We start from the raw sequence: 23026 nt of genomic DNA, 5'->3' as shown, positions 1-23026 counted from the left end.
CGTCAGGCGGCCTTCGCCATGCGGCGTGTCGCGCGGGCGGCGGTAGGGGCGTCGCCGTCGCGCATGGCCTCGAGGAAGCGCAGGACCGCCAGTTCGAACGCCCGGTCTCCCGCGCCGCCGCCCAACTCGAGCCGACCCTGCTCATAGGCGCTGATCACCGCGGGATGGATGTACGCGCTCCGCGCCACCGCCGCCGTATTGCCCAACAGGCCTGCGACAGCCTTGACGCAGGTATTGATGGTCCGCTTCGCCTCGGCCGCCGACGCGCACGGCTCGCTGAGCATGAGGGCCTGCGCCGCCGCGACGGTGCCAGCCCAGGTGCGGAAGTCCTTGGCCGAGAACTCCTCGCCGATCGCCTCCCGGATGTAGGCGTTGACATCAGCGCTCTCGATGGCGCGTCGCTCGCCCTCGTCGTCGAGATATTGGAACAGGCGCTGGCCGGGCAGGTCCTGGCAGGCCCTGAGGATGCGCGCCAGTCGCCGATCATTGAAGCCGGTCCGGTGGACCTTGCCGCTCTTGCCGCGAAACTCGAAGACCGCGCGAGCCGCGCCGATCTTCACATGCCGGTTGCGCAGAGTCGTCAGGCCGAAGCTGTTGTTCTGCCGGGCGTACTCCCGATTTCCCACGCGGATCAGCGTGGTTTCCATCACCCGGACCACAGCCGCGAGCACCTTGTCTCGAGGCAGGCCACGCCGCGAAAGGTCGGACTCCACGCGGCGCCGCAGCTTGGGGAGGGCCCGTCCGAAAGCGATCAGGCGGTCAAACTTGTCGCCGTCGCGCGCCTGTCGCCAGCGCGCGTGGTAGCGGTACTGCCTGCGGCCCCTGATGTCGCGACCGACGGCCTGGATATGGCCGCTTGCGTCCGGGCAGATCCAGACATCGGTCCAGGCGGGCGGGATCGCGAGCGCGCGGATCCGCTCCAGAGTCGCCTCATCGCGGACGGGCCGACCCTCGGCGTCGGCGTAGTTGAAGCCATGACCTCGGGCGGGCTTGCGGCGTATGCCGGGGTCGTCGGCCGTGACATAGGTCAGGCCCCTGGGCAGCGGATCGGCGCTAGTATTGTTCGGCATCCCGGGCCTCTCGTGGCGGCTCGGCAACGTGGTATGCGGGGCCCGAGTTCCTCTCAGTCGTCGCAGGATCAGATTGAACTACCGCCACGCTTTCCATGCCGGGAACTTCGCCGATCTCGTGAAGCATGCGGCGCTGCTTCGCCTGCTGTCCGAGCTGACCGCCGAGGGCGGCCCGCTCACTGTGATCGACACTCATGCGGGTCGGGGCCTCTACGACCTGGCGGGTCCGGAGGCGCGGAAGTCGGGCGAGGCCGAGGCGGGGATCGTGCGGCTCATGCGGGCCGGGGACGCGCCAGCGGAGTTCGCGTCCCTCAAACGCTCCGTTTTGGCGCTGAACCGGGGCGGCGAGGTCAGGCGCTACCCCGGCTCGCCGTGGCTGATCGCCGAGGCCCTGCGCCCTGGCGATCGGTATCTGGCCTGCGAACTGCGGAAGGAAGAGCACGATGCGCTGCGCGCGACGCTCAAGGAGCGACCGCAGGCGCGGACGCTGAACGCCGACGGCTATGCGGCCGCCCCGGCCGAGGCGCCGCCCAACGGCCGCGTGCTGGTCCTCATCGATCCGCCGTTCGAGAAACCGGACGATTACGAGCGCATCGTCGACGCCCTGGTGGCGGTGCGGCGGCGGAATCCCGCGGCCCAGGCGCTGGTCTGGCTGCCGATCAAGGATCTGGAGACGCTCGACGCCTTCCTGCGGGACCTGGAGGACGAGGTGGACGCGCCGATGCTCGTCGCCGAGACGCGGGTGAAGCCCTTGAGCGATCCCATGAAGATGAACGGCTGCGCCCTCGTTCTCGTGGGCGGGCCCGATCTGTCCGGCCCGCTTGCCGAGATCTGCGGCTGGGTCGCGCAAGCTTTGGGCGCCGGTGGGGGCGCACGGGTCTATCCGCTCACGCCACAATAAGTTCGCAACTCACGACGGTCGGGGCGTGTTATGTTGCGGTGCACAATCCGCACAGGGAGACCCCCATGGCGATGTTCGACTTTCCCCCCACATCTGAAACTCGCATGAGCCCACAGCTCCTGGTCGGCGTCGCCTCGCCGCTGTGGAGCTACTTCGGCGCGGCCGCCTCGGCCGGCGTCGCCTACTGGTGGATGACCCGCTGGGCGCGCCCTGCGAACCTGGAAGCGCTGTTCGGCGGACGCGCCCTGGCGCCTGACATGGTGATCGACACCGTGGCGGCGGAGCTCGAACCCGTCGGTGGCGAGTCCGCTCCGATCAGTCCGGTTCTGGAGGCTCTGGCGGATGACGTCGTTGAACCCCCGCCTGCGCCCGTCGCCGAGGTCCTGCCCGAGGAACCGCCGGCCGAGGTCGCGAACGCCGAAGCGGCGATTCCAGCCGTCCCGCTCCTGGACGCGGTCGAGGCTCCAGCGCCGACCGAGGCGAAGATCAAGCCGCGGAAGTCGATCCCGTCGGGCGACGCCGACGCCTGACTTGGCGCGAGGCGCCGGGCAGGGCTAACAAGACCGGGTGCTGAAGCGGGCCTTCGATATCGTCATCGCGACCACCGGCCTCGCGCTGGCCTGGCCGCTGCTGCTGGCGCTCGCACTGGCGGTGCGCCTGGACAGCTCCGGCCCAGCGATCCACTGGTCCCGGCGGGTCGGTCGGGCCAACCGCATCTTCGCCATGCCGAAGTTTCGGACCATGCGTACCGATACGCCGGACGTGGCGACCCACCTGCTGGAGGACCCGGCGCGATGGGTCACGCCGCTTGGCCGGTTCCTGCGACGCTCCAGCCTCGACGAACTGCCGCAGCTCTGGAGTGTCCTCACCGGCGACATGAGCCTCGTGGGGCCGCGTCCGGCGCTGTTCAACCAGGATGATCTCGTGGCGCTTCGTACGGCCGCGGGCGTCGACGACTTGCGTCCAGGCGTGACCGGATGGGCCCAGGTGAACGGCCGTGACGAACTCCCGATCGCCGAGAAGGTGAGGCTGGACCGGGAGTATCTCGACCGGATGTCGTTCGGATTCGACCTCGCGATCCTGCTGGCCACTGCGCGGGTGGCGCTGACGGGTCGTGGCGTAAGTCACTGAAAGAACGGCAACGGAGGCCCGGCCGAGGCGTTCTGACGGCTCCCGGAGATCCCGCCCGTGAGCCAGAATCCGCTTCAACCTCCCCAGGCCCGCCGGCCAGCGGCCCGCAACAGGCTCCAGCAGACGGAGCGGCGCTCGTTGAGGGCGCGTGTCTGGACGCCGCTGCGCCAGCGGGGCCCGTCGATCCCCCGGCCAGGCCGCAAGGCGTTGACGGTCGCGGGCTCCGTCGTCGCGCTGCTGGCCGTCGCCGCGGCGATCCTCGTGGCCATCTGGGACTGGAACTGGTTCCGCGGGCCCCTGGAGCGGCTCGCGTCGGCGCGCCTCAACCGGCAGGTGGAGATCGCCGGCGATCTGAACGTCAGCCTGTGGTCATGGCAGCCAGGCATGACGATCGAACGCATCAGCATCGCGAACCCGTCGTGGGCCGGCCCGGCGAAGCTCGGCTCGATCGAGCGCCTGGCGGTGAAGGTCCGGATGATCCCCTTGCTATGGGGGGACGTGGATATGCGCGTGCTCAGCATCGATCGCCCCTCCTTCGCGCTGATCGCGGACAAGACCGGCCGACGGAACTGGGACTTCTCGGACGGGCGCGTCCGTGAGCCTGCGCGGTTGCCGCCGGTCCATAGCTTCCTCATCAAGGACGGGCGGCTCAGTTATCTCGACGCCCGCCGCGACGTCCGCTTCCAGGGCGCCATCAGTGCGCGCGAGCAGCTTGGAGGCGGCAATCGCGGCTTCGAGCTCGTGGGGCAGGGGACGATCAACCGGGCGCCCTTCCGCGCGGAAGTGACGGGCGGCCCCCTGCTGAACATCGAGCGGAGCCGGCCGTATCCCTTCGACGCCGAGATCCGCGCGGGGCGGACGTTCATCACCGCCAGAGGCGACGTGCCGCGTCCGTTCGATCTCGCCCGGTTCCAGATGGTCGCGACGGCGCGCGGGCCGGATCTGGCCGACCTGTTCCCACTGACGGGCGTGGCCCTGCCGAATACGCCGCCCTACAGCCTGCGAGGCAGGATCGTGCGTGACCAGCTGGTCTGGCGCATCGAGAACCTCGCCGGCCGGGTCGGGGACAGCGATCTCGCCGGCGATGTCTCGGTGGATACGGGTGCGGAGCGCCCCTTCCTCAAGGCCGAGCTCCGCTCGACCAGCCTGGATTTCGACGACCTCGGTCCATTGTTCGGCGCCGCTCCCAAGACAGGTCCAGGTGAGACCGTATCACCCGAACAGGCCGTCATCGCACGGAGGATGGTGGCGCAGCGGCGGCTTTTCCCCGATGCGCCGCTCGACGTGTCCCGCATTCGCGCGATGGACGCCGATGTGAGCTATCGGGCGCTGTCGATACGCGACACGCCGGTCAAACTGACCGCGGGGCAGGTGCGGGTGAGGCTCACCGACGGGCTGATGCGGGCAGATCCCGTGCGGCTCGATCTGCCCCAGGGCCGCGTGGAGGGCCAGGTCGTGCTGAACGCCCGTGGTCCGACGCCTGCCACCGATCTTGACCTTCGGCTCCTCAATAGCCGCATCGAGACACTGATCCCTGTGAGCTACGACGGCGGTTCCGCAGTGCGTGGTCCGCTGGTGGGGCGAGCCAAGCTGTCGGGCCGGGGCGATAGCGTCCACAAGACCTTCGCCAGCGCAGAGGGCCAGGTCGTCGTCGCGTCCGCCGATGGCGAGATCAGGAAGGCGTTCGCCGAGCTGATGGGCGTGAATGTGGTGAAGGGGCTGGGTCTGTTGCTGGAGAAGGACACCTCCACGACGCCCATCCGCTGCGCCGTCGCCAGTTTCCGGACCCGCGATGGCGTTATGCGCGCCGACAATATCGTCTTTGACACCGGCCCTGTCCTGGTGAAGGGCGAAGGCGTGGTGAACCTCGCGTCCGAACGGATCGACCTGCGCCTGCGCGGGCACAACAAGAAGTTCCGGCTGGTGCGGGCCCTGGTCCCCGTGAAGGCCGAGGGGCCGCTGATGGCGCCGAGGCTGGGCGTCGAGGCGGGGCCGGTGGTGGCGCAGGGCGGCGTCGCGGCGGGGCTTGGCGCCCTGCTGTCGCCGCTGGCCGCCATCCTGCCGTTCGTCGACCCTGGCCTGGCCAAGGACGCCAACTGCGCCGCATTGATGGGCGCGGCGGGCGCCGCTGGGGCGCAGGCGAACACCCGCGGCGCAGGCCGTTGACGGGACGGCGACCAGCCCGTCAATCTCCGGAGCTCAAGGGTGGGTCCAGCAAGGGTGACGCGACGATGATGACCAAGGGTGCGATGCTGGCGATTGCGCTGGGGATCGGCGCGGCCGTGGCCGCCGGCGGGGCGATCGCTCACGACGACGTGATGCCGGCGAACGCCAGCGCGGCGACGAAGGCGGCCTATGCCCGGCATGAGAACTTCAAGAAGCTGGGCGGCGCCTTCAAGGCGATCAACGACGAGCTTCGCAAGCCGCAGCCGGCCAAGGCGGTGCTCACCAGCAACGCCAACACCATCGCCACCCTGGCCAAGGGACTGCCCACCTGGTTTCCGCGGGGCAGCGGCGTGCAGGCGCGCCCGATGAGCGAGGCGAAGGCCGAGATCTGGACCGACGCCGCGGGCTTCACCGCCGCAAGCTCCAACTTCCAGACCCAGGCGGCGAAACTCAGCCAACTGGCGGCGGCTGGTGACGTGGACGCCGTGAAGGCGCAGACGCGACAGACCTTCATGGCCTGCAAGAGCTGTCACGAGAAATACCGGCAAGAGAAGAAGGGCTGATCGTGCCCGGCCCGTCGGCAGGCGTAAGCGTCAGGCTGTGGGACGCGCCGGTTCGCCTGGTCCACTGGGCCCTCGTCGCCCTGATCCTGTTCTCCTGGTGGTCGTCTGAAGATCACCTGAACTGGCATCGCTGGAGCGGCTACGCGATCCTCGGCCTGCTGTTGTTCCGCCTGTGGTGGGGCTTCGCCGGCGGCGGCGCGGCGCGGTTCGCCAGCTTCGTGAAGGGGCCGGGCGCCACACTGGCCTACCTGAAGACCCTCGGGCGTCGGGAGGCGTCCGTGACGCCGGGGCACAATCCGCTCGGAGCCTTGAGCGTTGTAGCGATACTTGCAGTGCTGTTCGCCCAGGTCGCGACCGGCCTGTTCACGGTCGATATCGACGCCTTCGAGGGTGGGCCGCTGTCGGATCGCGTCAGTTTCGAGACGGGCAGGGCGATCGCGGAGATCCACGAACTGATCTTCCGCATCCTGCAGGCCCTGGTGGCGCTGCATCTGGCGGCGATCGCCTACTACCTCGTCTGGAAGAAGACGAACCTCGTCCGGCCGATGATCACCGGCCGCCGCTGGCTTCCGTCGGACCCGGGCCTGTCGAAGGCTCCTTGGTGGAGCCTGGTGCTGGGCGCCGTGCTGGCCGGCGCCGCAGCCTGGTTCGTGTCGAAGGGGCTCAGGCTCTAGCTGCGCTCGGCGGCGTCGCGCAGGCAGGTCAGCCAGGCGTCTTCCCGCAGCTTCTCGGCTTCCCGCAGCTTGGTCTCGGCGTCGCGCACGGCGGCGTCGTGTTTGCGCCACTCGGCCACGGCTTCCTCGCGCGCCGCGCGGGCGGCTTCCAGCGTCGAGTAGCGGGCGAGCACGGCGCGGGTGGAATAGTTCACCGGCGGGCCCACGGTCTCGCGATCCGGGTAGAATCCCGTGATCGAATCCGGCGTCTCGCTCTCGATGTGGAAGACGTCAGCCCAGCCCGCGTGATGGCGCATCAGGGCCCAGGGGCGTTCGATCCGGTTGCTCACCAGGTGTCTCCGTCGAAGGTGTCTTGTCGTTCCGGCCGCGAAGCGCGGCGCATGGCTTGCCTTTAGCGCGGCGCGTGGCCGCGTCCAACGCTGCGATCACGGTTTTGGCTTCCATTCCGCGACGCAAGCGTGAGAAAGCCGCCGCCATTCATCCGGTTCATTCTTCGCTTGGGTTTCCGATTTTGAGCAAGATCGTCATCGGCCGCCAATTCTGCGGCCCGCCGAACTCCGGCAACGGGGGGTATGTCTGTGGCGTCCTCGCCAGGGGACACGAAGGGCCCACAACCGCGGTGTTGCGGGCCCCGATCCCCTTGGACGCCGAACTCGACCTGGAGTCCCGCGAGGGCGGACAGGCCTTGCTGGGCGGGGAGGGCGCGCTGATCGCCCAGGGGCGGCCCGCAACCCAGGACCTTCCCACGCCCCCGCCGGCGCCGAGCCTCGAGGCGGCCCGCGCCGCCGCGGCCCGGCATGTGGGGCTCACCCAGCGCATCCACCCGATCTGCTTCACCTGCGGAACGGCGCGCGAGGAGGGCGATGGCCTGCGCGTGCTGCCCGGACGGCTGGAGGGCGCCGATCTCGGCGTCGTCGCCTGCACCTGGACGCCGCACGCCAACTTCGCGGGCGAGGACGGACTCGTCGCGTCCGAGGTCGTGTGGGCCGCCTTGGATTGCCCGGGCTACTTCGCCTGGGTCGAGAAGGAGGGGCGTCACGGCGCGCTGCTCGGAACCATGACCGCGGAGGTGCTGCTGCCGGTGCGGGCTGGCGAGGAGTATGTCGTGGTCGCCTGGCCGATCTCGAAGGAGGGGCGCAAGGAAGTCGCCGGCGTCGCGCTCTATGATGGCGAAGGCCGCCTGGCCGGCCTCGCGCACCAGGTCTGGATCGTGATGGGCGCCTTTCCTCCTGCCGCCGGTGTGCCTCCCGGCGCTGGCGGCGTCTGACGCTTGCGCCCAGGCCCCCTGCGCTCCAAAACCGGGCGGCGGGAGGATCATCGATGCGGGCGGCTTCGGTCTCGGACTATCGCGAGCTGGCGCGCCGGCGCCTGCCGAACATCTTCTTCGAATACATCGACGGCGGATCCTATGCCGAGGTGACCCTGCGCCGGAACGTCGAGGACCTGGAGGCCATCGCGCTGCGCCAGCGGGTGATGCGCGACATGACCCAGCTCGACATGAGCGTCCAGACCCTGGGCCAGACGCTGAAGATGCCGGTTGGCCTCGCGCCCGTCGGCATGGCGGGGATGTACGGTCGCCGGGGCGAGACCCAGGCGATCCGCGCGGCGACGGCGGCCGGCGTGCCGTTCTGCCTCTCCACGGTTGGTGTCTGTTCCATCGAGGAAGTCGCCGCGACGGGCACGCCGCCCTGGTTCCAGCTCTACATGCTCAAGGACCGCGGCTACATGCGCGAGTTGCTCGCGCGGGCCAAGGCGGCGGGCTGCCCGGTGCTGGTCTTCACGGTGGACCTGCCGCTGCCGGGGTCGCGCTATCGCGACATCCGATCGGGATTCACCGGCTCGACGCCGCTCAAGGCCGCGATGACCCAGGCGTTGGACGGGATCACCCACCCCGGCTGGACCTGGGACGTCTTCGTGAACGGGCGTCCGCACACCCTGGGATCGGTGCAGGCGGCGGTGAAGGAAGGTCGGCGCGTCACGGATTTCCTCGCGTGGATCGCCCGCAACTTCGACCGCTCGGTCACGTGGAAGGACATCGACTGGGTTCGGGAGAACTGGGAGGGCCCGATCGTCGTCAAGGGCGTACTGGACGTCGAGGATGCCCGCGACGTCGTCCGCGCAGGGGCTCAGGGGCTGGTCGTCTCGAACCATGGCGGACGCCAGCTCGACGGCGTGCGCTCCTCGATCTCGGTGCTGCCCGCCATCGCTGACGCCGTGGGTGGTGATCTGGATGTGTTCATGGACGGGGGTGTCCGATCGGGCCTGGATGTCCTCAAGGCGCTCGCCCTGGGCGCCAAGGCCTGTTTCGTCGGCCGCGCCTGGGCGTGGGCGCTGGGCGCCGGCGGGCAGCCGGCGATCGAGAGGATGCTCGACACCCTTCGGGCGGAGCTGGCCGTGGCGATGACCCTGACCGGCTGCAACAACGCCCGCGACGCCGGCAGGACCCTGCTCGACAACGGCTGAGGTCGCGCATCGCGCGAGCCGATCTCCCGATCACGCGAAATCTATTGTGCACTGCGAAACCGTTTGATTTCGTACGAGTTGAACCCGCTCGGGACGGAGGACGGGTATGCGTGACGGTAAGTACCTCGCCTATTCGCTGAGCCATGACGAGGACGTCTGGCGCTGGAGCGTCTATGACGAGGATGGCGTGACGGTGGCTGACGGGGCGCATGCGACCCAGGCGGCCGCGCAGGCGGCCGTGAATGTGACGCTGCAGAGCGCCGGCGTAGACCTCGGGCTGTCGGCCAGGGCCTGATTGCCCACGCCCTGGCGGGACCCTAGCTTCAAGAGATGTCGCAAACTGTGTTCGACACTGTCTGGCGCTTCGCCAAGCGCTTCGAAGCGCGGGTGCTGATTGCGCTCGGCCTCGCCAGCGGGGCCGTCCTGTCCTTCGTCGAACTCGCCGATGACATGGTCGAGGGCGATACGGAGGCGCTGGACCGTCGTCTGGTCCTGGCGCTTCGCACGCCGGGCGACCTCAACAATCCCGTCGGCTCTCACGACCTGGAAGAAGCGGTCCGCGACGTCACGGCGCTGGGCGGCACCACCTTGATCGTGGTGGTGACGCTCGTTGGTATCCTGGCGTTCGCCTTCCACCGCCGCTATCGGCATGCCCTGGTCCTCGGCGGGACCGTCCTGCTCGGCACCCTGTCCAGCAACCTCACCAAGACCTTGTTCGACAGGCCGCGGCCCGACCTCGTGCCGCACGAGGTGTTCGTCTACTCGGGCAGCTTCCCAAGTGGGCACTCGACCATGGCGGCGACCACCTACCTGACGCTGGCGATGCTGGTCTCCAGCCTCGAGCCCCGCCGGCGAACCAAGGCGCTGGCCTATGGCCTGGCGTGCGCGGTCCTTGTGGGCGTGGGTTTCAGCCGCGTGTACCTGGGGGTCCACTGGCCCAGCGATGTCCTGGCGGGCTGGTGCCTGGGGGCGGCCTGGGCCTTGGCGGCCTGGCTTGCCTTGCGGCTCCTGCACGCGCCGACCAGGGGGAGCTAGCCGAACCCTGTCAGGTCGGGTGTCCGCCCGTTCCAGCCCGACACCCTCTCGAATGCGGCCCCCAGCGTCACGACGCCGGCCTCATCCCGCGGATTGCCCAGGATCTGAAGCCCAACCGGCAGGCCGGCGGCGGTCAGGCCACACGGGACGCTGATCCCCGGCAGATCCAGGTAGTTGGCCGCGCGGGTAAGGCGGCTCAGCGGCGAGATCGTCTCGTCGACGCCATTGATCGGCGGGGCGGGGATCGGGCAGGTCGGGGACACGAGGCCGTGATAGCCGGCGAGCCAGTCGCGCACCTCGGCCTGGCTCGCGGCGCGCTCCAGATGAATTTCCGACAGTCGATCGTCGCTGACCTCTCGACCGGCCTCGAAGCGGCGGACGATCCAGGGGTCCATGAGTTCGCGATAGTGGGCGATCCGCTCGCGCCAGATACGCCAGCCCTCGCCGGCCATCAGCCAGCCATTCGGGCCGAACGACGCCTCCAGCGCCCGAGGCGGCCGGACGATCTCGACGATCATCCCGGCGTCTCGGAGGCGCTCGAGGGCCTCCTCATAGAGGCGGGCCACCTCGGGATCGAGCGGCGCCAGGTCCTCCGTCGGCATGGCGGCAATCCGACGGCCCGCGCTATCGGCGCCCAAGGCCGCTTCGGCGTCGAAGGGGCCGCGGTCGGCGGTCGCGCCGTCCGGACCGGAGATCGCCGCCAGGGTCAAGGCCGCCGTCCTGACATCGCGGGCCAGCGCGCCGACCGTATCCAGCGACGGGCTGAGCGGATGCACCCCCTCGAGGCTGACGAGGCCTCTCCCCGGCTTCAGCCCTACGACGCCGCAGGTCGCGGCCGGTATCCGCACCGAACCGCCGGTGTCGCTGCCCAGGGCCGCATCGCAGAGGCCTGCGGCCACGGCGACGGCCGAGCCCGACGAAGATCCGCCCGGCGCCCGATGGACCGCCGCATCCCAGGGATTCCACGGCGCGCCCACGGCCCGGTTGGTGCCCCAGCCCCCGTAGGCGAGCTCGACGGTCTGCGTCTTGCCGATCACCCGCCACCCGGCCTGCAGCAGGCGCTCGACCACGATCGCATGACGGGCGGGGCTGGGGTCCAGCGGGATGCGGGCGCCGCCGCCGGTGGGGACGCCGGCGACGTCGATCAGGTCCTTGATCGCCACGGTCGGCCCGCGGGCCCGCCCGATCTCCAGCGGCGGGTCGAACACCTGGACGAAGGCGTTGAGGCGGCCGTCGTAGCGGCGGATCCGATCGAGGGCCTGCTGCGGTGTCATCGGAGAGACCATTGCCGCGGAAAATCGGCTAGGGAAGGGTCATGTCCGCCAATCTGTACGACCTTCTCGCCAGCCGGTTTCCCGACGACCGTTCGAAGCCCTGCTTCCTGCTGAACGACGGCTCGGCCATCAGCTATGGCGCGCTGGAGGCGGGCGCGGCCCATGTCGCCGGCCGGCTCCGCGCCGAGGGCGTACAGATCGGCGATCGCGTGGCGCTTCAGGCCGAGAAGAGCGCCGAGGTCATCATGATCTATCTCGGCGTGCTCAAGGCGGGCGCGGTGTTCGTGCCGCTCAACAGCGCCTACACCCCCGCCGAGGTGGACTATTTCCTGGGCGACGCCGAACCGAAGGTGTTCGTAACCGACCCGCCCGCCTGGGTGGCCGAGGCGCGCCGTCATCCGGCGATTGCCGATACGACGCCACGGGATGCGGGGGACCTTGCGTCACTGATCTACACGTCGGGGACCACCGGGCGTTCCAAGGGCGCGATGCTCAGCCATGGGAACCTCGCCGACAACGCCCTGGCTCTGCATGCCGCGTGGGGGTTCACGTCGGAGGACGTGCTGCTGCACGCCCTGCCGATCTTCCACGTCCACGGCCTGTTCGTGGCGCTGCACTGCGCGCTGCTCAGCGGCGCGCCGATGGTGTGGCTGCCGAAATTCAGCGACGCGGAGGTGCTGGCGGGACTGAAGCGGTCAACCGTGATGATGGGGGTGCCGACCTTCTACACGCGCCTGCTGTCGAACCCCGCCTTCACGCGTGAGGCGTCGGCGGGCGTGCGCCTGTTCATATCGGGTTCGGCGCCGCTGCTGCCTTCGACCTTTGAAGAGTTCGAGGCGCGCACCGGCCAGCGGATCCTGGAGCGCTACGGCATGAGCGAAGCGGTGATCATCACGACCAATCCGCTTCACGGTGAGCGGATCGCCGGTTCCGTCGGCTTCCCGCTGCCCGGCGTGGACCTGCGGATCGGCGGCGGCGAGGAGACGGGCATCATCCAGATTCGCGGCCCCAGCGTCTTCTCCGGCTACTGGCGCATGCCCGAAAAGACCGCGGAGGAGTTCACCTCGGACGGCTATTTCATCACGGGCGACGTGGGGCGCCGCGATCCCGACGGACGTGTGTGGATCTCGGGCAGGGCCAAGGACCTGATCATCTCGGGCGGCTACAACGTCTATCCCAAGGAGGTCGAGCTGGTGCTCGACGAGCTTCCGGGCGTGACGGAGAGCGCCGTGATCGGCGTCTCCCACCCCGACTTCGGCGAAGGCGTCGTGGCGGTGGTTATGGGCCAGGGCGACGAGGCGACGCTTATCGCCGAGGCTCGCCGCCAGCTCGCGGCCTACAAGGCGCCGAAGCGGGTGGTGTTCGTGGACGAGCTGCCGCGCAACGCCATGGGCAAGGTGCAGAAGAACCTGCTGCGGGATCGTTTCGCGGACCTGTTCAAGCGCTGACGGCTCGTGCAGGTTCGCCGCCCAGCAGAACCGGGAGGATGGCATGGACCTGCAGCTCAAGGGCAAGACCGCGGTGATCACGGGCGCCACGCGCGGGATCGGACGGGCGATCGCCGAGGCCTTCGCCGACGAAGGCGCCAACGTCGCCATCTGCGCCCGGAACGCCGAGCAGGTGGCCGAAGCGGTGAAGGCCCTGCAGGCCAGGGGCGTGAAGGCCTACGGCGAGGCGGTGGACATCGCCGACGGCGCAGGGCTGAAGGCGTTCGTCGTGAAGGCCGGGGAGACGCTGGGCGGCATCGACGTGCTGGTCTCCAACGCGAGCGCCCTCGTGCAGGGCAACGGCGAGGACGCCTGGAAGGCGATGTTCGACATCGACATCCTGGGTGCGGTCCGGACGCTGGAGGCCGCCCTGCCGTTCCTGGAGAAGGCCGCGGAATCCCGGGGCGACGCCTGCATGGTCATCACCTCCTCGATCTCGGCGGCGGAGGCCGACAATCCCAGCTCCTATGGCGCCATGAAGGCGGCGCAGATCCACTTCGCCAAGGGGGTGGCCCGGCAGTACGCGCCGAAGAAGGTGCGCTGCAACGTGGTCTCGCCGGGGACGGTGTTCTTCGAGGATGGCGTCTGGGGTCAGGTGAAGCGGGGCATGCCCGGCTTCTTCGACCAGATGATCCAGCGCAACCCGACCGGCCGCATGGCCACGCCGGAGGAGATCGCGGCCGCGACCGTGTTCCTGGCCAGCCCGCGGTCGGCCTTCACGACCGGGATCAACATGGTGGTCGACGGCGCCCTGTCGCGCCGAGCCAACTTCTAGACCTTCAGCTCGGAGGCGCGGCGTCCGCCTTGGCGGATGTCGCCCTGCTGCACCTGACGCAGGCGCGCCACATAGATCGGGCCCGCGGCCATCAGGACGCCCAGCACATCGGCGGCCACCTTCGCCGGTGAGATAAGCTGGCCGCCGATGCATGGGGCAAGCTCGGCCAGCAGGACCACCCAGGCCGCCACCAGCGGGATGTCGCCACGCCGGGCGAAGGGCATCAGGACGTAGGCTGCGGTGGTCGCCGCGTAGAAGATCAGGAGCCGCACCATGAACGGCTGTGCGATCGGGGTCAGCGAAAGGACCAGCACGGCGACGCCCATCGCCGCGCCCAGCGGGACGTAAAGCGAACGGGGCAGAGCCACCGCGTTCGGAGCCGGAATGTGATGGCCGATCATCATTGAGGACCACCCTAACCGGGGCGCGTCACTTCAGGCTTAAGGTTCGTGGTTTAAGGCTGGTGTCCGAATTCGCGCATGGCGCGCATATCGTCGCAGCGCAATCTTTCGCGGTCTTGCATCGGGGCGGGCGACGGCCCCACAACGCAGGCCATGGACAAGCTCTTCTTCGACCTGCGCCCGACCCACAATCCGCATCGCTGGTATCTGCAGCTGGATCCATCGGTCTGCGTCGGCCCGCCCGGCAACGTGTTCATGTTCGGCGGCGTCGGCCTGGCCTCGGCGGTCGCGGCGATGGAGCGAACCTGCGGGCGGCCGCTCATCTGGGCGACGGCCCAGTACCTCTCCTATGCCCGCCCGCCGAGCATCGTCGACCTCGACGTCTGGACGCCGGCCGAGGGCAAGTACAACACCCAGGCGCGGGTGGTCGGCCATGTCGACGACAAGGAGATCCTGACGGTCAACGCCGCGCTCGGGGCGCGACCGAGCGACCTGTCGCAACAGTGGCTGGAGATGCCCGAGGCGCCGCCGCCGGAGGACTGCGAGGTCGCGGACCACTGGCGTGGGTCGGAGGAGGGGCTGCACAGCCGGATCGAGGTGCGGGTCGCCCGCGGGCGCTACGGCAGCGACCGGCTTGGCCATCCCCAGGCCGATGGCCGCTCGTTGCTCTGGGTTCGTCCCAGGGAGGGCTTCCCGATCGACGCCCCGATGCTGGCGATCATGGCGGACTTCGTGCCGTCAGGCCTCGGCGCGGCGCTGGGCAAGCACGCGGGCGGCAACAGCCTGGACAACACCTTGCGCATCCGGCGGATCGTGCCGACGGAGTGGGTGCTCTGCGACATCCGGATGACCGGCGTGCACGGCGGCTTCGCCCATGGCGCGATGTACCTGTTCGCCCAGGACGGAGAACTCATGGCCACGGCCAGCCAGTCGCTGATCGTCCGCATCCGGGAAAGCGTGACGGAGCGGTGATGACGCTCCGGCGGATGACAAAGCCGTAACGCGCGCGGGATGTGACGCCCGGTGTAAGAGAGCCCAAAGCACGCGCGGGCGGCTGGCCCGCGCCGAGGGAGTCCTTTTCCGCATGACCGTCCGTTCCGCCTGGCTCGCCGCTGCATCGGCCGCCGTCCTCGTCTCCGCCTGCGCCACGCCGGCCGCGCCGCCGCCGCCCGCGGCGATGGCCGAGGCGCCGCCGCCCGCGGCGCCGCAGCGCCCCAAGGCGCAGGTCGGCGAGTTCGGCTTCGACGTGTCGGGCATGGACACCGGCGTGGTGGCGGGCGACGACTTCTTCCGGCACGCGGTCGGCAAGTGGGTGGACCGCACCGAGATCCCCGCCGACCGCTCGAACCTCACGAGCTTTGCGATCATCGCCGAGAAGGCCGCCGCCCGGACCCGGACCATCATCGAGGATCCGGCGAACGCCGAGGCTCCGGCGGGATCGGAGGCGCGCAAGATCGGCGACTACTTCTCCAGCTTCATGGACGAGGCGCGGATCGAGCAACTGGGCGCTGCGCCCCTGAAGCCCGAGCTCGACGCGATCGGCGCGATCAGGACCCGCCAGGACCTGTCTCGCATCCTGGGCGCGACGATCCGGGCCGACACCGACGCCCTGAACGCGACCAACTTCTACACCGAGCGGCCGTTCGGTCTCTGGGTCGCGGAAGACCTGGACGACACCACCAAGTACCGCGCCTACCTGATGCAGGGCGGCCTGGGCCTGCCCGATCGCGAGTACTATCTCGCCGACAGCGCCCGTTTCGTGGAGGTGCGCGGCAAGTACCAGGCGCACGTGGCGGCGATGCTGAAGCTGGCCGGCTATCCCGACCCCGAGGCGGCGGCGGGGCGCGTCGTGGCCCTGGAGACCGCCATCGCCCGCACTCATGTGTCCGTGGACGAGAGTTCGGACGTGTCGAAGTCCAACACCGTGTGGACCCGCGCGGAACTGGCCAAGAAGGCGCCGGGATTGGACTGGGACGCCTTCCTCGCGGGCGCCGGCCTTGCGGACCAGTCGAGGTTCGGCGCCTGGCAGGCTCCGGCCATCGCGGGCATGTCGAAACTCACCGCCAGTCAGCCGCTGCAGGCGTGGCGCGACTACCTCGCCTTCCACGCCGTGGAGCGCGGCGCGCCCTTCCTGTCGAAGGCGTTCGTGGACGAGCACTTCGCCTTCAACGGCCAGGTTCTGAACGGAACGCCGCAGCAGCGCGACCGCTGGAAGCGGGGCGTGGATTTCACGTCCGCCGCCCTGGGTGAGGCCATCGGCAAGCAGTACGTCCAGCGCCACTTCCCGCCCGAATACAAGGCGCAGGCCGAGGAGATGGCGAAGAACGTCCTGACCGCCTTCGGTCAGCGCATCGACAAGCTCGAGTGGATGACCCCGGAGACCAAGGCCGAGGCCAGGAAGAAGCTGGCCAACTTCCGGGTCTATGTCGGCTATCCCGACGCCTGGCGTGACTACTCCGGCCTGGAGATCGCGCCCGGCGACGCCTACGGCAACTGGCGCCGCGCTTCTCTGTTCGAATACCGCCGCAACGTCGCCAAGCTGGGCAAGCCGGTGGACCGCAAGGAGTGGTTCATGACGCCCCAGACCGTGAACGCCCTGTTCGCCCCCAGCCAGAACTCGATCATCTTCCCCGCGGCCATCCTGGAGCCGACGTTCTTCGACCCGAACGCGGACGCAGCTGTGAACTATGGCGCGATCGGCGGGGTGATCGGTCACGAGGTGAGCCACGGCTTCGACGACCTGGGGGCCCAGTTCGACGCCGACGGGAACCTGCGCAACTGGTGGCGTCCGGAGGACCTGGCGCGCTTCAAGGCCGAGACCAAGAAGCTGGCCGACCAGTACAGCGCCTATGAGCCGCTGCCCGGGCTCCACTTCAACGGCCAGCAGGTGCTGGGCGAGAACATCGCCGATGTGGCTGGCCTGGCCGCCGCCTACGACGCCTACCACCTGTCTCTGAAGGGCGCGCCGGCGCCGGTGCTGGGTGGGCTGTCGGCGGATCAGAGGTTCTTCCTCGGCTGGGCCCAGAACTACCGGAGCAAGTTCCGCGAGGCCGCGTTGCGCCGGCAGATCGTGACGGGCGTGCATTCGCCGGGGCCGTGGCGGGCCGTCACCGTCCGCAACCTCGACGCCTGGTATCCGGCGTTCGAGGTCAAGGAGGGGCAGAAGCTCTATCTGGCGCCGAGCGACCGGGTGAAGATCTGGTAGTCCAGCGCATCGACGACCCGGACGACCCGAGGCTCGAACCCTATCGGGCCGTCCGGGAACGTGACCTCGTCGGCCGGGACGGATTGTTCATCGTCGAGGGGCGGGTCGTCCTGGAGAAGGCGACCCGGTCGATGCCCGAGCGTCTGGCCTCCGTACTGGTCGCGGAACACCGGGTGGAGGCCCTGGCCGAGGTGCTCGCCCCGTTGGCGCCGGGAACGCCCGTGTACGCCGCGACCCAGGCCGTGATGGACAGGGTGGTCGGATTTCCGATCCATCGCGGCATCCTCGCGGTGGGGCGGCGGCCGACGCCCATCGCCGAGGACCTGCTGGCCCAGGCGCCCGATCGGGCGCTTGTGGTCGGACTGGTCGGGATCGCCAACCACGACAACATGGGCGGGATCTTCCGCAACGCCGCGGCCTTTGGCGTCGATGCGATCCTGCTCGATGACACCTGCTGCGATCCGCTCTACCGGAAGGCGATCCGGGTCAGCGTAGGGGGCGTCCTGTCCGTCCCGTTCGCGCGTGCGGGGTCTGCACTGGAGATGGTCGATCTTCTGCAGGGCGCCGGCTTCGATGTCATGGCGCTCTCGCCAAGGGGCGAGACCCCGCTGGACGAATTCCCATCGCGCCGCCGGACCGCCGCCCTGTTCGGCGCCGAGGGGCCGGGTTTGCCCGCGGAGGTGCTGGGCCGAATCCGGGGCGTACGCATTGAGATGTCGGGTGGATTCGACTCTCTCAACGTGGCGACGACCAGCGGCATCGTTCTGCATCGCCTCGCGCGCGTGGGCGGCTAAGGCCCGCTTAACAGGTTGCGGGCGACAACGTCGGCGGGGGAGGTGCGCCATCGCGCACCGGAACAGGCCGATGACGCGCCAACCGACGGGAGACGCAGCCGCCATGCCGCCGGGCCTAGAGAGCTCCCGGGCGGTCTTCGACCGGGCGACCCGCCTGGCCCGCGCGCTGTTCGGCCGGATCATGGCCCAGGTCACTCTCGTCACTGAAGACGGCTACTGGCGCAGTCGGCCTCAGCCTATCGCGATCATCAGCCGGGGCGCCGGCGTCAACGAGGTGATCCGCCGGGGCGAGGCCATCTGGGTGGAAGACGCTCGCGAGGATCGGATCTTCCGCGGCGAGCCGGAAGTCACCGTGCAGGGTGTCCAGTTCTTCGCCGGCGCGCCGATCCGGCTCGACGATGGGACGACGCCCGGCGCGCTGTGGGTCGCGGGGCTGGAGCCGCGGCGGCGCGACGATCAACTGCTGCGCGACCTGCAGGATCTGGCCGACTTCGTCGCCGACGAGTGGACCCGGGTCAGGGCCAGCCAGGCCCGTGCCGGCTACGAGGAGGCCGTGTCCGCGATCGTGGGCGCGATGCCGGTGGCGATGGTGCTGCTGGATCAGGAATTCCGCCTTCTCTACGCCAGCCCACCCTGGATCGAAGCCCGCGGGCTGCAGGGCGAGGAGATCGTCGGCCGCAACATCTTCGACCTCCGCCCCGACCTGTTCGAGCGCTGGCGGGGCGGCCTTGCACACTGCATGACCGGCCAGGACTACAACATCGAGCGGGTGCAGCTTCCGCGGCCGGACGGCGGCGTCCAGTGGGCGCGGGTCCAGATCGGCCCCTGGCGCGACAAGGATGGCGCCGTCGCCGGACTGATCATCACCTGGTACGACATCACCCAGCACGTCGAGGCGCTGGAGTCCTCCGAGCGCTCTGAAGACCGCCTGAAGGTGGCGCTCCAGCTCGCCGAACTGCACGTCTTCGAGATGGACTATGCTCGTCGCGAGCTGTTCAGGGTCGGCTCCGCCGAGGCCTTCTTCGATCCCCCCAGGACCTACCAGGACCTCGAGCAGGACATCTGGAGCACTGTCGATCCGCGCGACCGCGATTGGGTGCTCGAGATGTGGCGCCGCCACCGCGAGGGCGGGGAGCCCTACCGGCCTCAGTACCGGGTCGCTCGCACCGACGGCGAGGAAGTCTGGGTCGCCGCGGCCACGAAGCTGATCCTCGACGAGGAGAACAAGCCCGTCCGGCTCGTCGGCGCGCTGCGGAACATCACCCGGGAGAAGGCCGCCGAGCGCGCCATGGTGCAGGCGAAGGAGGACGCGGAGGCCGCCAACCGGGCCAAGAGCGCATTCCTGGCCACCATGAGCCACGAGATCCGCACGCCCCTGAACGGGGTGTTGGGCATGGCGCAGGCGTTGGCGGCGGACGGTGATCTGACCGAAGCGCAGCGGGAGCGTATCGAGGTGATCCGGCAGTCGGGCGAGAGCCTGCTGACCATCCTTAACGACGTCCTGGACCTCTCCAAGATCGAAGCCGGCAAATTGACGCTAGAGACCGCGCCCTTCGAGGTGGACGCGCTGGCCAAGGCCGTCCATGCCACCTTCCAGGCGATCGCCGAGGCCAAGGGACTGGACTTCGAGCTGAGCGTCGATCACGCGGCCCGCGGCGTTTACGAGGGCGATCAGGTGCGCGTGCGCCAGATCCTGTGGAACCTGGTCTCCAACGCCTTGAAGTTTACCGAGCGGGGCGGCGTGAAGGTGCGCATCGGTCGCGAGAAGGGCGATCTGTCGCTGACCGTCTTCGATTCCGGGATCGGCATGTCGGCCGAGCAGCTTGCGGGTCTGTTCCGCAAGTTCGAGCAGGCCGACGCGTCGACGACCCGCCGGTTCGGCGGAACGGGGCTGGGCCTCGCGATCTGCCGGGAGTTGGCTGAGCTGATGGGCGGCGAGATCCGCGCCACCAGCGCGCCGGGCATGGGGTCGACGTTCACGGCCTCGCTGCCGCTGCCGAAGGCCTCGCGGACGTCGCGCGGGTCGGTTCCGGCAAGCCGCGCCGCGCGGGGGTCCGGGCGCAGGGCCCGCACCGTTCGCGTGTTGGCCGCGGAGGACAATCCCATGAACCAGTTCGTCCTGAAGACGCTGCTGGCCCAGATCGGGATCGATCCGGTGATCGTGGCCGACGGGCGTGAAGCTGTGGCGGCCTGGGAACGCGAGCCCTGGGACGTCATCCTCATGGATGTCCAGATGCCGGTCATGGACGGACCGACCGCCACGGCGCAGATCCGGGCGCGGGAGCGCTCCGAGGGGCGCGCGCGGACGCCGATCGTCGCGCTGACGGCCAACGCGATGTCTCACCAGATCGCGGAATATCTCCAATCGGGCATGGACGCCCTCGTGGCCAAGCCGATCGAGGCGCAACGGCTCTATGAAGCTCTGCAGGCCGCCGTCGACCGCGACGCCGCGCCAGGCGCCGCAGTGGCGTGACCGACGGCCGCGGCGAGGCGCCTAGAGCGCGTTCCGCAAGAGTGGGAACCGGTTTTGCGGTCAGAACGCGCTCAAACATTTGATTTAGAGCTTTTTTATCCCGTTCAAACGATTCCGTTTGAACGGGAAAGGCTCTAGGCCGGCCGGCCGAATTCGATGGCCGAGACCACTACGTCCATGACCGTATCGCGGAAGGCGACCGTAGCAGGGTCGCCGGTCGCGGCGCCGGCCGCCACCATGAGGGGCAGGAGGTGTTCCTCCCGCGGATGGGCGTCCCTCGCAAAGGGCGCGTCGGTCCAGCTGGCGAGAGCCTGTTCGCGTCCGAGAGGTCGCCGTATGGCCGCTTCCAGCCAGGCGTCGAAGGTGGCCGACCGCTCGGTGAAGGCCGGCGAGAAGCCGCGCATGTTGTGCCAGCTCATGCCGGAGCCGACGATGAGGACGCCTTCGTCCCGCAGCGGGCGCAGGGCCCGGCCCGCCTCCAGGTGCGCGGTCGGGTCCAGGTCCGCCCGCAGCGAAAGCTGGACGACGGGGATGTCCGCGTCGGGCGTGGCGACCATCAGGGGGATGAAGACGCCATGGTCCCACCCCCGCGCGGGGTCCGCCGTCGCCGGGATGCCGGCGGCCGCGAGCAGAGCCTGGACCCTGTTCGCGAGACCGGGCGAGCCTTCAGCCGGGAATGTCAGCCGGTAGGTGTGCTCGGGGAAGCCGTAGTAGTCGTAGATCAACTCCGGCCGCGGAGCGGAACCGACGGTGAAAGCGGTCGCCTCCCAGTGGCCGGAGATCACCAGGATGGCCTCCGGCCGGGTAGGGAGGCTGGTCACCAGACCCTTCAGGTAGGCGGCCGTACGGTCCCAGGTGTCCGTGGGGCCACGCCCCCACTCCATGAAGAAGCAGGGACCGGCGCCGTGGGGCAGGAAGACGGTTGGCAGGGTCGTCATGCTCGGGACCTTCCGTGGGACGCGGCGATCAGGCGAGGATGCGCTCGACCCAGGCCGTGAAGGCGGCGCCGTAGCCCCGAAGGAACTCGGCGGTGGAGTCGTTCGTCAGCTCCCCGCTTTCGTCGAACAGGGCATAGGCGCCTCCGATGTAGGCCTCCTTGCTGAGCAGCGGGACGTTCAGGAACACGAGCGATTGGCGAAGGTGGTGATTGGCGCCGAAGCCGCCGATCGCGCCGGGCGAAACGCTGATGACCGCGCCGGGCTTGCCGTCCCAGACGCTCTGGCCATACGGGCGCGAACCCACGTCGACGGCGTTCTTCAGGACGCCGGGAAACGAACGATTGTATTCCGGCGTCAGGAACAGCACGGCGTCCGCCGCTGCGATCTCCTTCCGGAAGCGGACCCATTCGGCGGGCGGCTCGCTTTCCAGATCCTGGTCGAAGTGGGGGAGGTCGGCGATCTGCACGAACTTGAAGGTCAGGCCGGGGGTCAGGGCGGCGAAGGCCTTGGCCACCTTGCGGCTGACGCTGTCCTTGCGGATCGAGCCGACGATGACGGCGACGGTGCGGGGCTGGGTCACAGGGGAGCTCCTTTGCGGGATGGGAGCGCCGTCAGGCCCTGTCATGAGCGCGGCGGCGGCTGCCCCTCGGCCGGATCGCCTCGGGACGATGCAAAGATGGCGGGGCGCTGCGATGTTGATAATCTGGCCCATCCGGAGGATTGTTATGCCGAACAGGAAACAATCCCGTGGACCGACTCGACGAAATCCGCGCGTTTGTGGCGGTCGCTGACGCGCGCAGCTTCACGCAGGGCGCGCGCAAGTTGGACGTTTCCGGCGCGCAGGTGTCGAAACTGGTCGCCCGCCTGGAGAACCGCCTCGGCGCGCGGCTCCTGAACCGCACGACGCGTGACGTGTCGCTCACCGACACCGGTCAGGCCTATCTGGAGCGCGCGCGGGAACTGCTGGAGAGCTTCGACGTGCTCGAGGCCTCGGTGCGCGACCAGGCCGGCCCCTCCGGAACCCTGAAGGTCTCGGCGCCTGTGTCCTTCGGCAAGAACCAGCTCACGCCTGCGCTGCTCGACTTCGCCGCGGGCTGCGCGGCGGTGTCCCTGGACGTCAGCTTCTCGGACCGCGTGGTGAACCTGGTGGAAGAGGGGTTCGATGTGGCGGTGCGCATCGGCCATCTGGCCGACTCTTCGCTCGTCGCGCGCCGCCTGGCGGCTGTCAGGATGGTGACGTGTGCGGCGCCGGCCTATCTGGAGCGCGCGGGCGTTCCGGCGGCCCTGGAGGATCTTGGCCAGCACGAGGCGATCCTGGACACCAATGCGCGGGATCCCACCGTCTGGCGGTTCGGTCCTCACAGCGATCTTCGGGACGTCCGGGTGCACGGCCGTCTGCGTTTCAATGGCGCGGAAGCCTGTGTGGCGGCGGCGGTGGCGGGCTTCGGTGTGGTGCGGACGCCGGCCTTCGCTGCGGCCGAAGACCTGCGCGCCGGCCGCCTGGTCCCGGTGCTGTGCAACTTCGAGCCCGAGTTGATCCATGTGCATGCGGTCTATCCGCATGCCCGGCACCTGGCCGCGAAAGTCCGCGCCTTCGTGGATTTCCTGGCCCAGCGGTATGCCGGCGAACCCGAGTGGCACCAGGGATGGGGGAGTCAGCACCCCGGCCGCTGAGG

23 protein-coding genes are annotated in these 23026 nt (G+C 69.4%); 17 read left to right on the top strand and 6 right to left on the bottom strand.

The genetic code is table 11. The features are described from left to right. Positions 1-2: 2 nt before the first annotated feature. The gene (locus tag DJ019_RS19525) at positions 3-1070 is read right to left on the bottom strand and encodes a DNA topoisomerase IB (RefSeq protein ID WP_111278266.1); all 1068 of its coding nucleotides are present in this window, start codon (positions 1068-1070) and stop codon (positions 3-5) included. A gap of 73 nt (positions 1071-1143) precedes the next feature. Between DJ019_RS19525 and rlmJ the strand changes: the two genes are divergently transcribed. From rlmJ to DJ019_RS19495, 6 genes are all read left to right on the top strand, one after another. Next, positions 1144-1971, top strand: a complete 828-nt coding sequence (gene rlmJ, locus DJ019_RS19520; RefSeq protein WP_111278263.1) for a 23S rRNA (adenine(2030)-N(6))-methyltransferase RlmJ — start codon at positions 1144-1146, stop codon at positions 1969-1971. Positions 1972-2075: 104 nt separating this feature from the next. Further along, positions 2076-2501: a hypothetical protein gene (locus DJ019_RS19515; protein ID WP_111278260.1), complete on the top strand. Its 426-nt coding sequence runs from the start codon at positions 2076-2078 to the stop codon at positions 2499-2501. A gap of 40 nt (positions 2502-2541) precedes the next feature. After that, positions 2542-3102, top strand: coding sequence for a sugar transferase (locus DJ019_RS19510; protein WP_111278380.1), 561 nt, complete (start codon positions 2542-2544; stop codon positions 3100-3102). Positions 3103-3240: 138 nt separating this feature from the next. Further along, on the top strand, positions 3241-5268 hold the full coding sequence (locus DJ019_RS19505) for an AsmA family protein (protein ID WP_240606552.1): 2028 nt from the start codon (positions 3241-3243) through the stop codon (positions 5266-5268). A gap of 65 nt (positions 5269-5333) precedes the next feature. Then, on the top strand, positions 5334-5831 hold the full coding sequence (locus DJ019_RS19500) for a c-type cytochrome (RefSeq protein ID WP_111278258.1): 498 nt from the start codon (positions 5334-5336) through the stop codon (positions 5829-5831). Between the two features lie 2 nt (positions 5832-5833). Beyond that, entirely contained in the window at positions 5834-6505 is a 672-nt protein-coding gene (locus tag DJ019_RS19495; protein WP_111278255.1) for a cytochrome b/b6 domain-containing protein, read from the top strand. Here DJ019_RS19495 and DJ019_RS19490 read toward each other — a convergent pair. Next, positions 6502-6834, bottom strand: coding sequence for a hypothetical protein (locus DJ019_RS19490; protein WP_111278252.1), 333 nt, complete (start codon positions 6832-6834; stop codon positions 6502-6504). The two genes, DJ019_RS19495 and DJ019_RS19490, sit on opposite strands and share 4 nt — an antisense overlap. 311 nt (positions 6835-7145) lie before the next feature. Here DJ019_RS19490 and DJ019_RS19485 point away from each other — a divergent pair, with 311 nt between their 5' ends. The 4 genes from DJ019_RS19485 (at position 7146) to DJ019_RS19470 (ending at position 10003) form a co-directional block, all read left to right on the top strand. Then, positions 7146-7772, top strand: coding sequence for a hotdog family protein (locus DJ019_RS19485; RefSeq protein ID WP_111278249.1), 627 nt, complete (start codon positions 7146-7148; stop codon positions 7770-7772). 53 nt (positions 7773-7825) lie between these two features. Then, the gene (locus tag DJ019_RS19480; protein ID WP_111278247.1) at positions 7826-8968 is read left to right on the top strand and encodes an L-lactate dehydrogenase; all 1143 of its coding nucleotides are present in this window, start codon (positions 7826-7828) and stop codon (positions 8966-8968) included. A 106-nt stretch (positions 8969-9074) separates the two neighbouring features. Then, the gene (locus DJ019_RS19475) at positions 9075-9263 is read left to right on the top strand and encodes a hypothetical protein (RefSeq protein ID WP_111278244.1); all 189 of its coding nucleotides are present in this window, start codon (positions 9075-9077) and stop codon (positions 9261-9263) included. Positions 9264-9310: 47 nt separating this feature from the next. Further along, positions 9311-10003: a phosphatase PAP2 family protein gene (locus DJ019_RS19470; RefSeq protein ID WP_205854214.1), complete on the top strand. Its 693-nt coding sequence runs from the start codon at positions 9311-9313 to the stop codon at positions 10001-10003. Here the strand turns inward: DJ019_RS19470 and DJ019_RS19465 are convergent. Continuing rightward, positions 10000-11277, bottom strand: coding sequence for an amidase (locus DJ019_RS19465; RefSeq protein WP_165844088.1), 1278 nt, complete (start codon positions 11275-11277; stop codon positions 10000-10002). The genes DJ019_RS19470 and DJ019_RS19465 overlap by 4 nt on opposite strands. A gap of 41 nt (positions 11278-11318) precedes the next feature. Between DJ019_RS19465 and DJ019_RS19460 the strand changes: the two genes are divergently transcribed. Together DJ019_RS19460 and DJ019_RS19455 are read left to right on the top strand one after the other, a co-directional pair. Beyond that, positions 11319-12725, top strand: coding sequence for a malonate--CoA ligase (locus DJ019_RS19460; protein WP_111278236.1), 1407 nt, complete (start codon positions 11319-11321; stop codon positions 12723-12725). A gap of 43 nt (positions 12726-12768) precedes the next feature. Next, positions 12769-13539, top strand: a complete 771-nt coding sequence (locus DJ019_RS19455; protein WP_111278233.1) for an SDR family NAD(P)-dependent oxidoreductase — start codon at positions 12769-12771, stop codon at positions 13537-13539. Here DJ019_RS19455 and DJ019_RS19450 read toward each other — a convergent pair. Continuing rightward, positions 13536-13943 carry a hypothetical protein gene (locus DJ019_RS19450; protein ID WP_111278230.1) on the bottom strand — a complete coding sequence of 136 codons (408 nt, stop codon included), beginning with the start codon at positions 13941-13943 and terminating at the stop codon, positions 13536-13538. The two genes, DJ019_RS19455 and DJ019_RS19450, sit on opposite strands and share 4 nt — an antisense overlap. Before the next feature lie 150 nt (positions 13944-14093). Between DJ019_RS19450 and DJ019_RS19445 the strand changes: the two genes are divergently transcribed. The 4 genes from DJ019_RS19445 (at position 14094) to DJ019_RS19430 (ending at position 20412) form a co-directional block, all read left to right on the top strand. Next, positions 14094-14912 (top strand): acyl-CoA thioesterase, encoded by an 819-nt coding sequence (locus DJ019_RS19445; protein WP_111278227.1) that lies wholly within the window; start codon positions 14094-14096, stop codon positions 14910-14912. Between the two features lie 112 nt (positions 14913-15024). Continuing rightward, the gene (locus DJ019_RS19440; protein ID WP_111278225.1) at positions 15025-17145 is read left to right on the top strand and encodes a M13 family metallopeptidase; all 2121 of its coding nucleotides are present in this window, start codon (positions 15025-15027) and stop codon (positions 17143-17145) included. Between the two features lie 89 nt (positions 17146-17234). After that, positions 17235-17939 (top strand): TrmH family RNA methyltransferase, encoded by a 705-nt coding sequence (locus tag DJ019_RS19435; RefSeq protein WP_111278373.1) that lies wholly within the window; start codon positions 17235-17237, stop codon positions 17937-17939. A 70-nt stretch (positions 17940-18009) separates the two neighbouring features. Continuing rightward, positions 18010-20412: an ATP-binding protein gene (locus DJ019_RS19430; RefSeq protein WP_133255338.1), complete on the top strand. Its 2403-nt coding sequence runs from the start codon at positions 18010-18012 to the stop codon at positions 20410-20412. A gap of 134 nt (positions 20413-20546) precedes the next feature. Here the strand turns inward: DJ019_RS19430 and DJ019_RS19425 are convergent, their stop codons facing one another. Further along, positions 20547-21350 carry a DODA-type extradiol aromatic ring-opening family dioxygenase gene (locus DJ019_RS19425; protein ID WP_111278220.1) on the bottom strand — a complete coding sequence of 268 codons (804 nt, stop codon included), beginning with the start codon at positions 21348-21350 and terminating at the stop codon, positions 20547-20549. A gap of 28 nt (positions 21351-21378) precedes the next feature. Further along, entirely contained in the window at positions 21379-21930 is a 552-nt protein-coding gene (locus DJ019_RS19420) for an NADPH-dependent FMN reductase (protein WP_111278217.1), read from the bottom strand. Between the two features lie 167 nt (positions 21931-22097). On the opposite strand from DJ019_RS19420, the gene DJ019_RS19415 reads away from it, so the two are divergent. Next, positions 22098-23024 (top strand): LysR family transcriptional regulator, encoded by a 927-nt coding sequence (locus tag DJ019_RS19415; protein ID WP_111278214.1) that lies wholly within the window; start codon positions 22098-22100, stop codon positions 23022-23024. The last annotated feature ends 2 nt before the right edge of the window (positions 23025-23026 follow it).

The organism is Phenylobacterium kunshanense (genome assembly GCF_003254525.1).
Classification (GTDB): Bacteria; Pseudomonadota; Alphaproteobacteria; order Caulobacterales; family Caulobacteraceae; genus Phenylobacterium; species Phenylobacterium kunshanense.
This window is presented reverse-complemented; position numbering and strand designations above follow the sequence as displayed.

Bases quoted from the DNA above. Each gene is read 5' to 3' on its own strand.
- DJ019_RS19430 (WP_133255338.1), top strand. From the start codon at position 18,010: ATGACGCGCCAACCGACGGGAGACGCAGCCGCCATGCCGCCGGGCCTA.
- DJ019_RS19455 (WP_111278233.1), top strand. From the start codon at position 12,769: ATGGACCTGCAGCTCAAGGGCAAGACCGCGGTGATCACGGGCGCCACG.
- DJ019_RS19515 (WP_111278260.1), top strand. From the start codon at position 2,076: ATGAGCCCACAGCTCCTGGTCGGCGTCGCCTCGCCGCTGTGGAGCTAC.
- DJ019_RS19500 (WP_111278258.1), top strand. From the start codon at position 5,334: ATGATGACCAAGGGTGCGATGCTGGCGATTGCGCTGGGGATCGGCGCG.
- DJ019_RS19465 (WP_165844088.1), bottom strand. From the start codon at position 11,277: ATGACACCGCAGCAGGCCCTCGATCGGATCCGCCGCTACGACGGCCGC.
- DJ019_RS19475 (WP_111278244.1), top strand. From the start codon at position 9,075: ATGCGTGACGGTAAGTACCTCGCCTATTCGCTGAGCCATGACGAGGAC.
- DJ019_RS19425 (WP_111278220.1), bottom strand. From the start codon at position 21,350: ATGACGACCCTGCCAACCGTCTTCCTGCCCCACGGCGCCGGTCCCTGC.
- DJ019_RS19445 (WP_111278227.1), top strand. From the start codon at position 14,094: ATGGACAAGCTCTTCTTCGACCTGCGCCCGACCCACAATCCGCATCGC.
- DJ019_RS19460 (WP_111278236.1), top strand. From the start codon at position 11,319: ATGTCCGCCAATCTGTACGACCTTCTCGCCAGCCGGTTTCCCGACGAC.
- DJ019_RS19525 (WP_111278266.1), bottom strand. From the start codon at position 1,070: ATGCCGAACAATACTAGCGCCGATCCGCTGCCCAGGGGCCTGACCTAT.
- DJ019_RS19450 (WP_111278230.1), bottom strand. From the start codon at position 13,943: ATGATGATCGGCCATCACATTCCGGCTCCGAACGCGGTGGCTCTGCCC.
- DJ019_RS19480 (WP_111278247.1), top strand. From the start codon at position 7,826: ATGCGGGCGGCTTCGGTCTCGGACTATCGCGAGCTGGCGCGCCGGCGC.
- DJ019_RS19440 (WP_111278225.1), top strand. From the start codon at position 15,025: ATGACCGTCCGTTCCGCCTGGCTCGCCGCTGCATCGGCCGCCGTCCTC.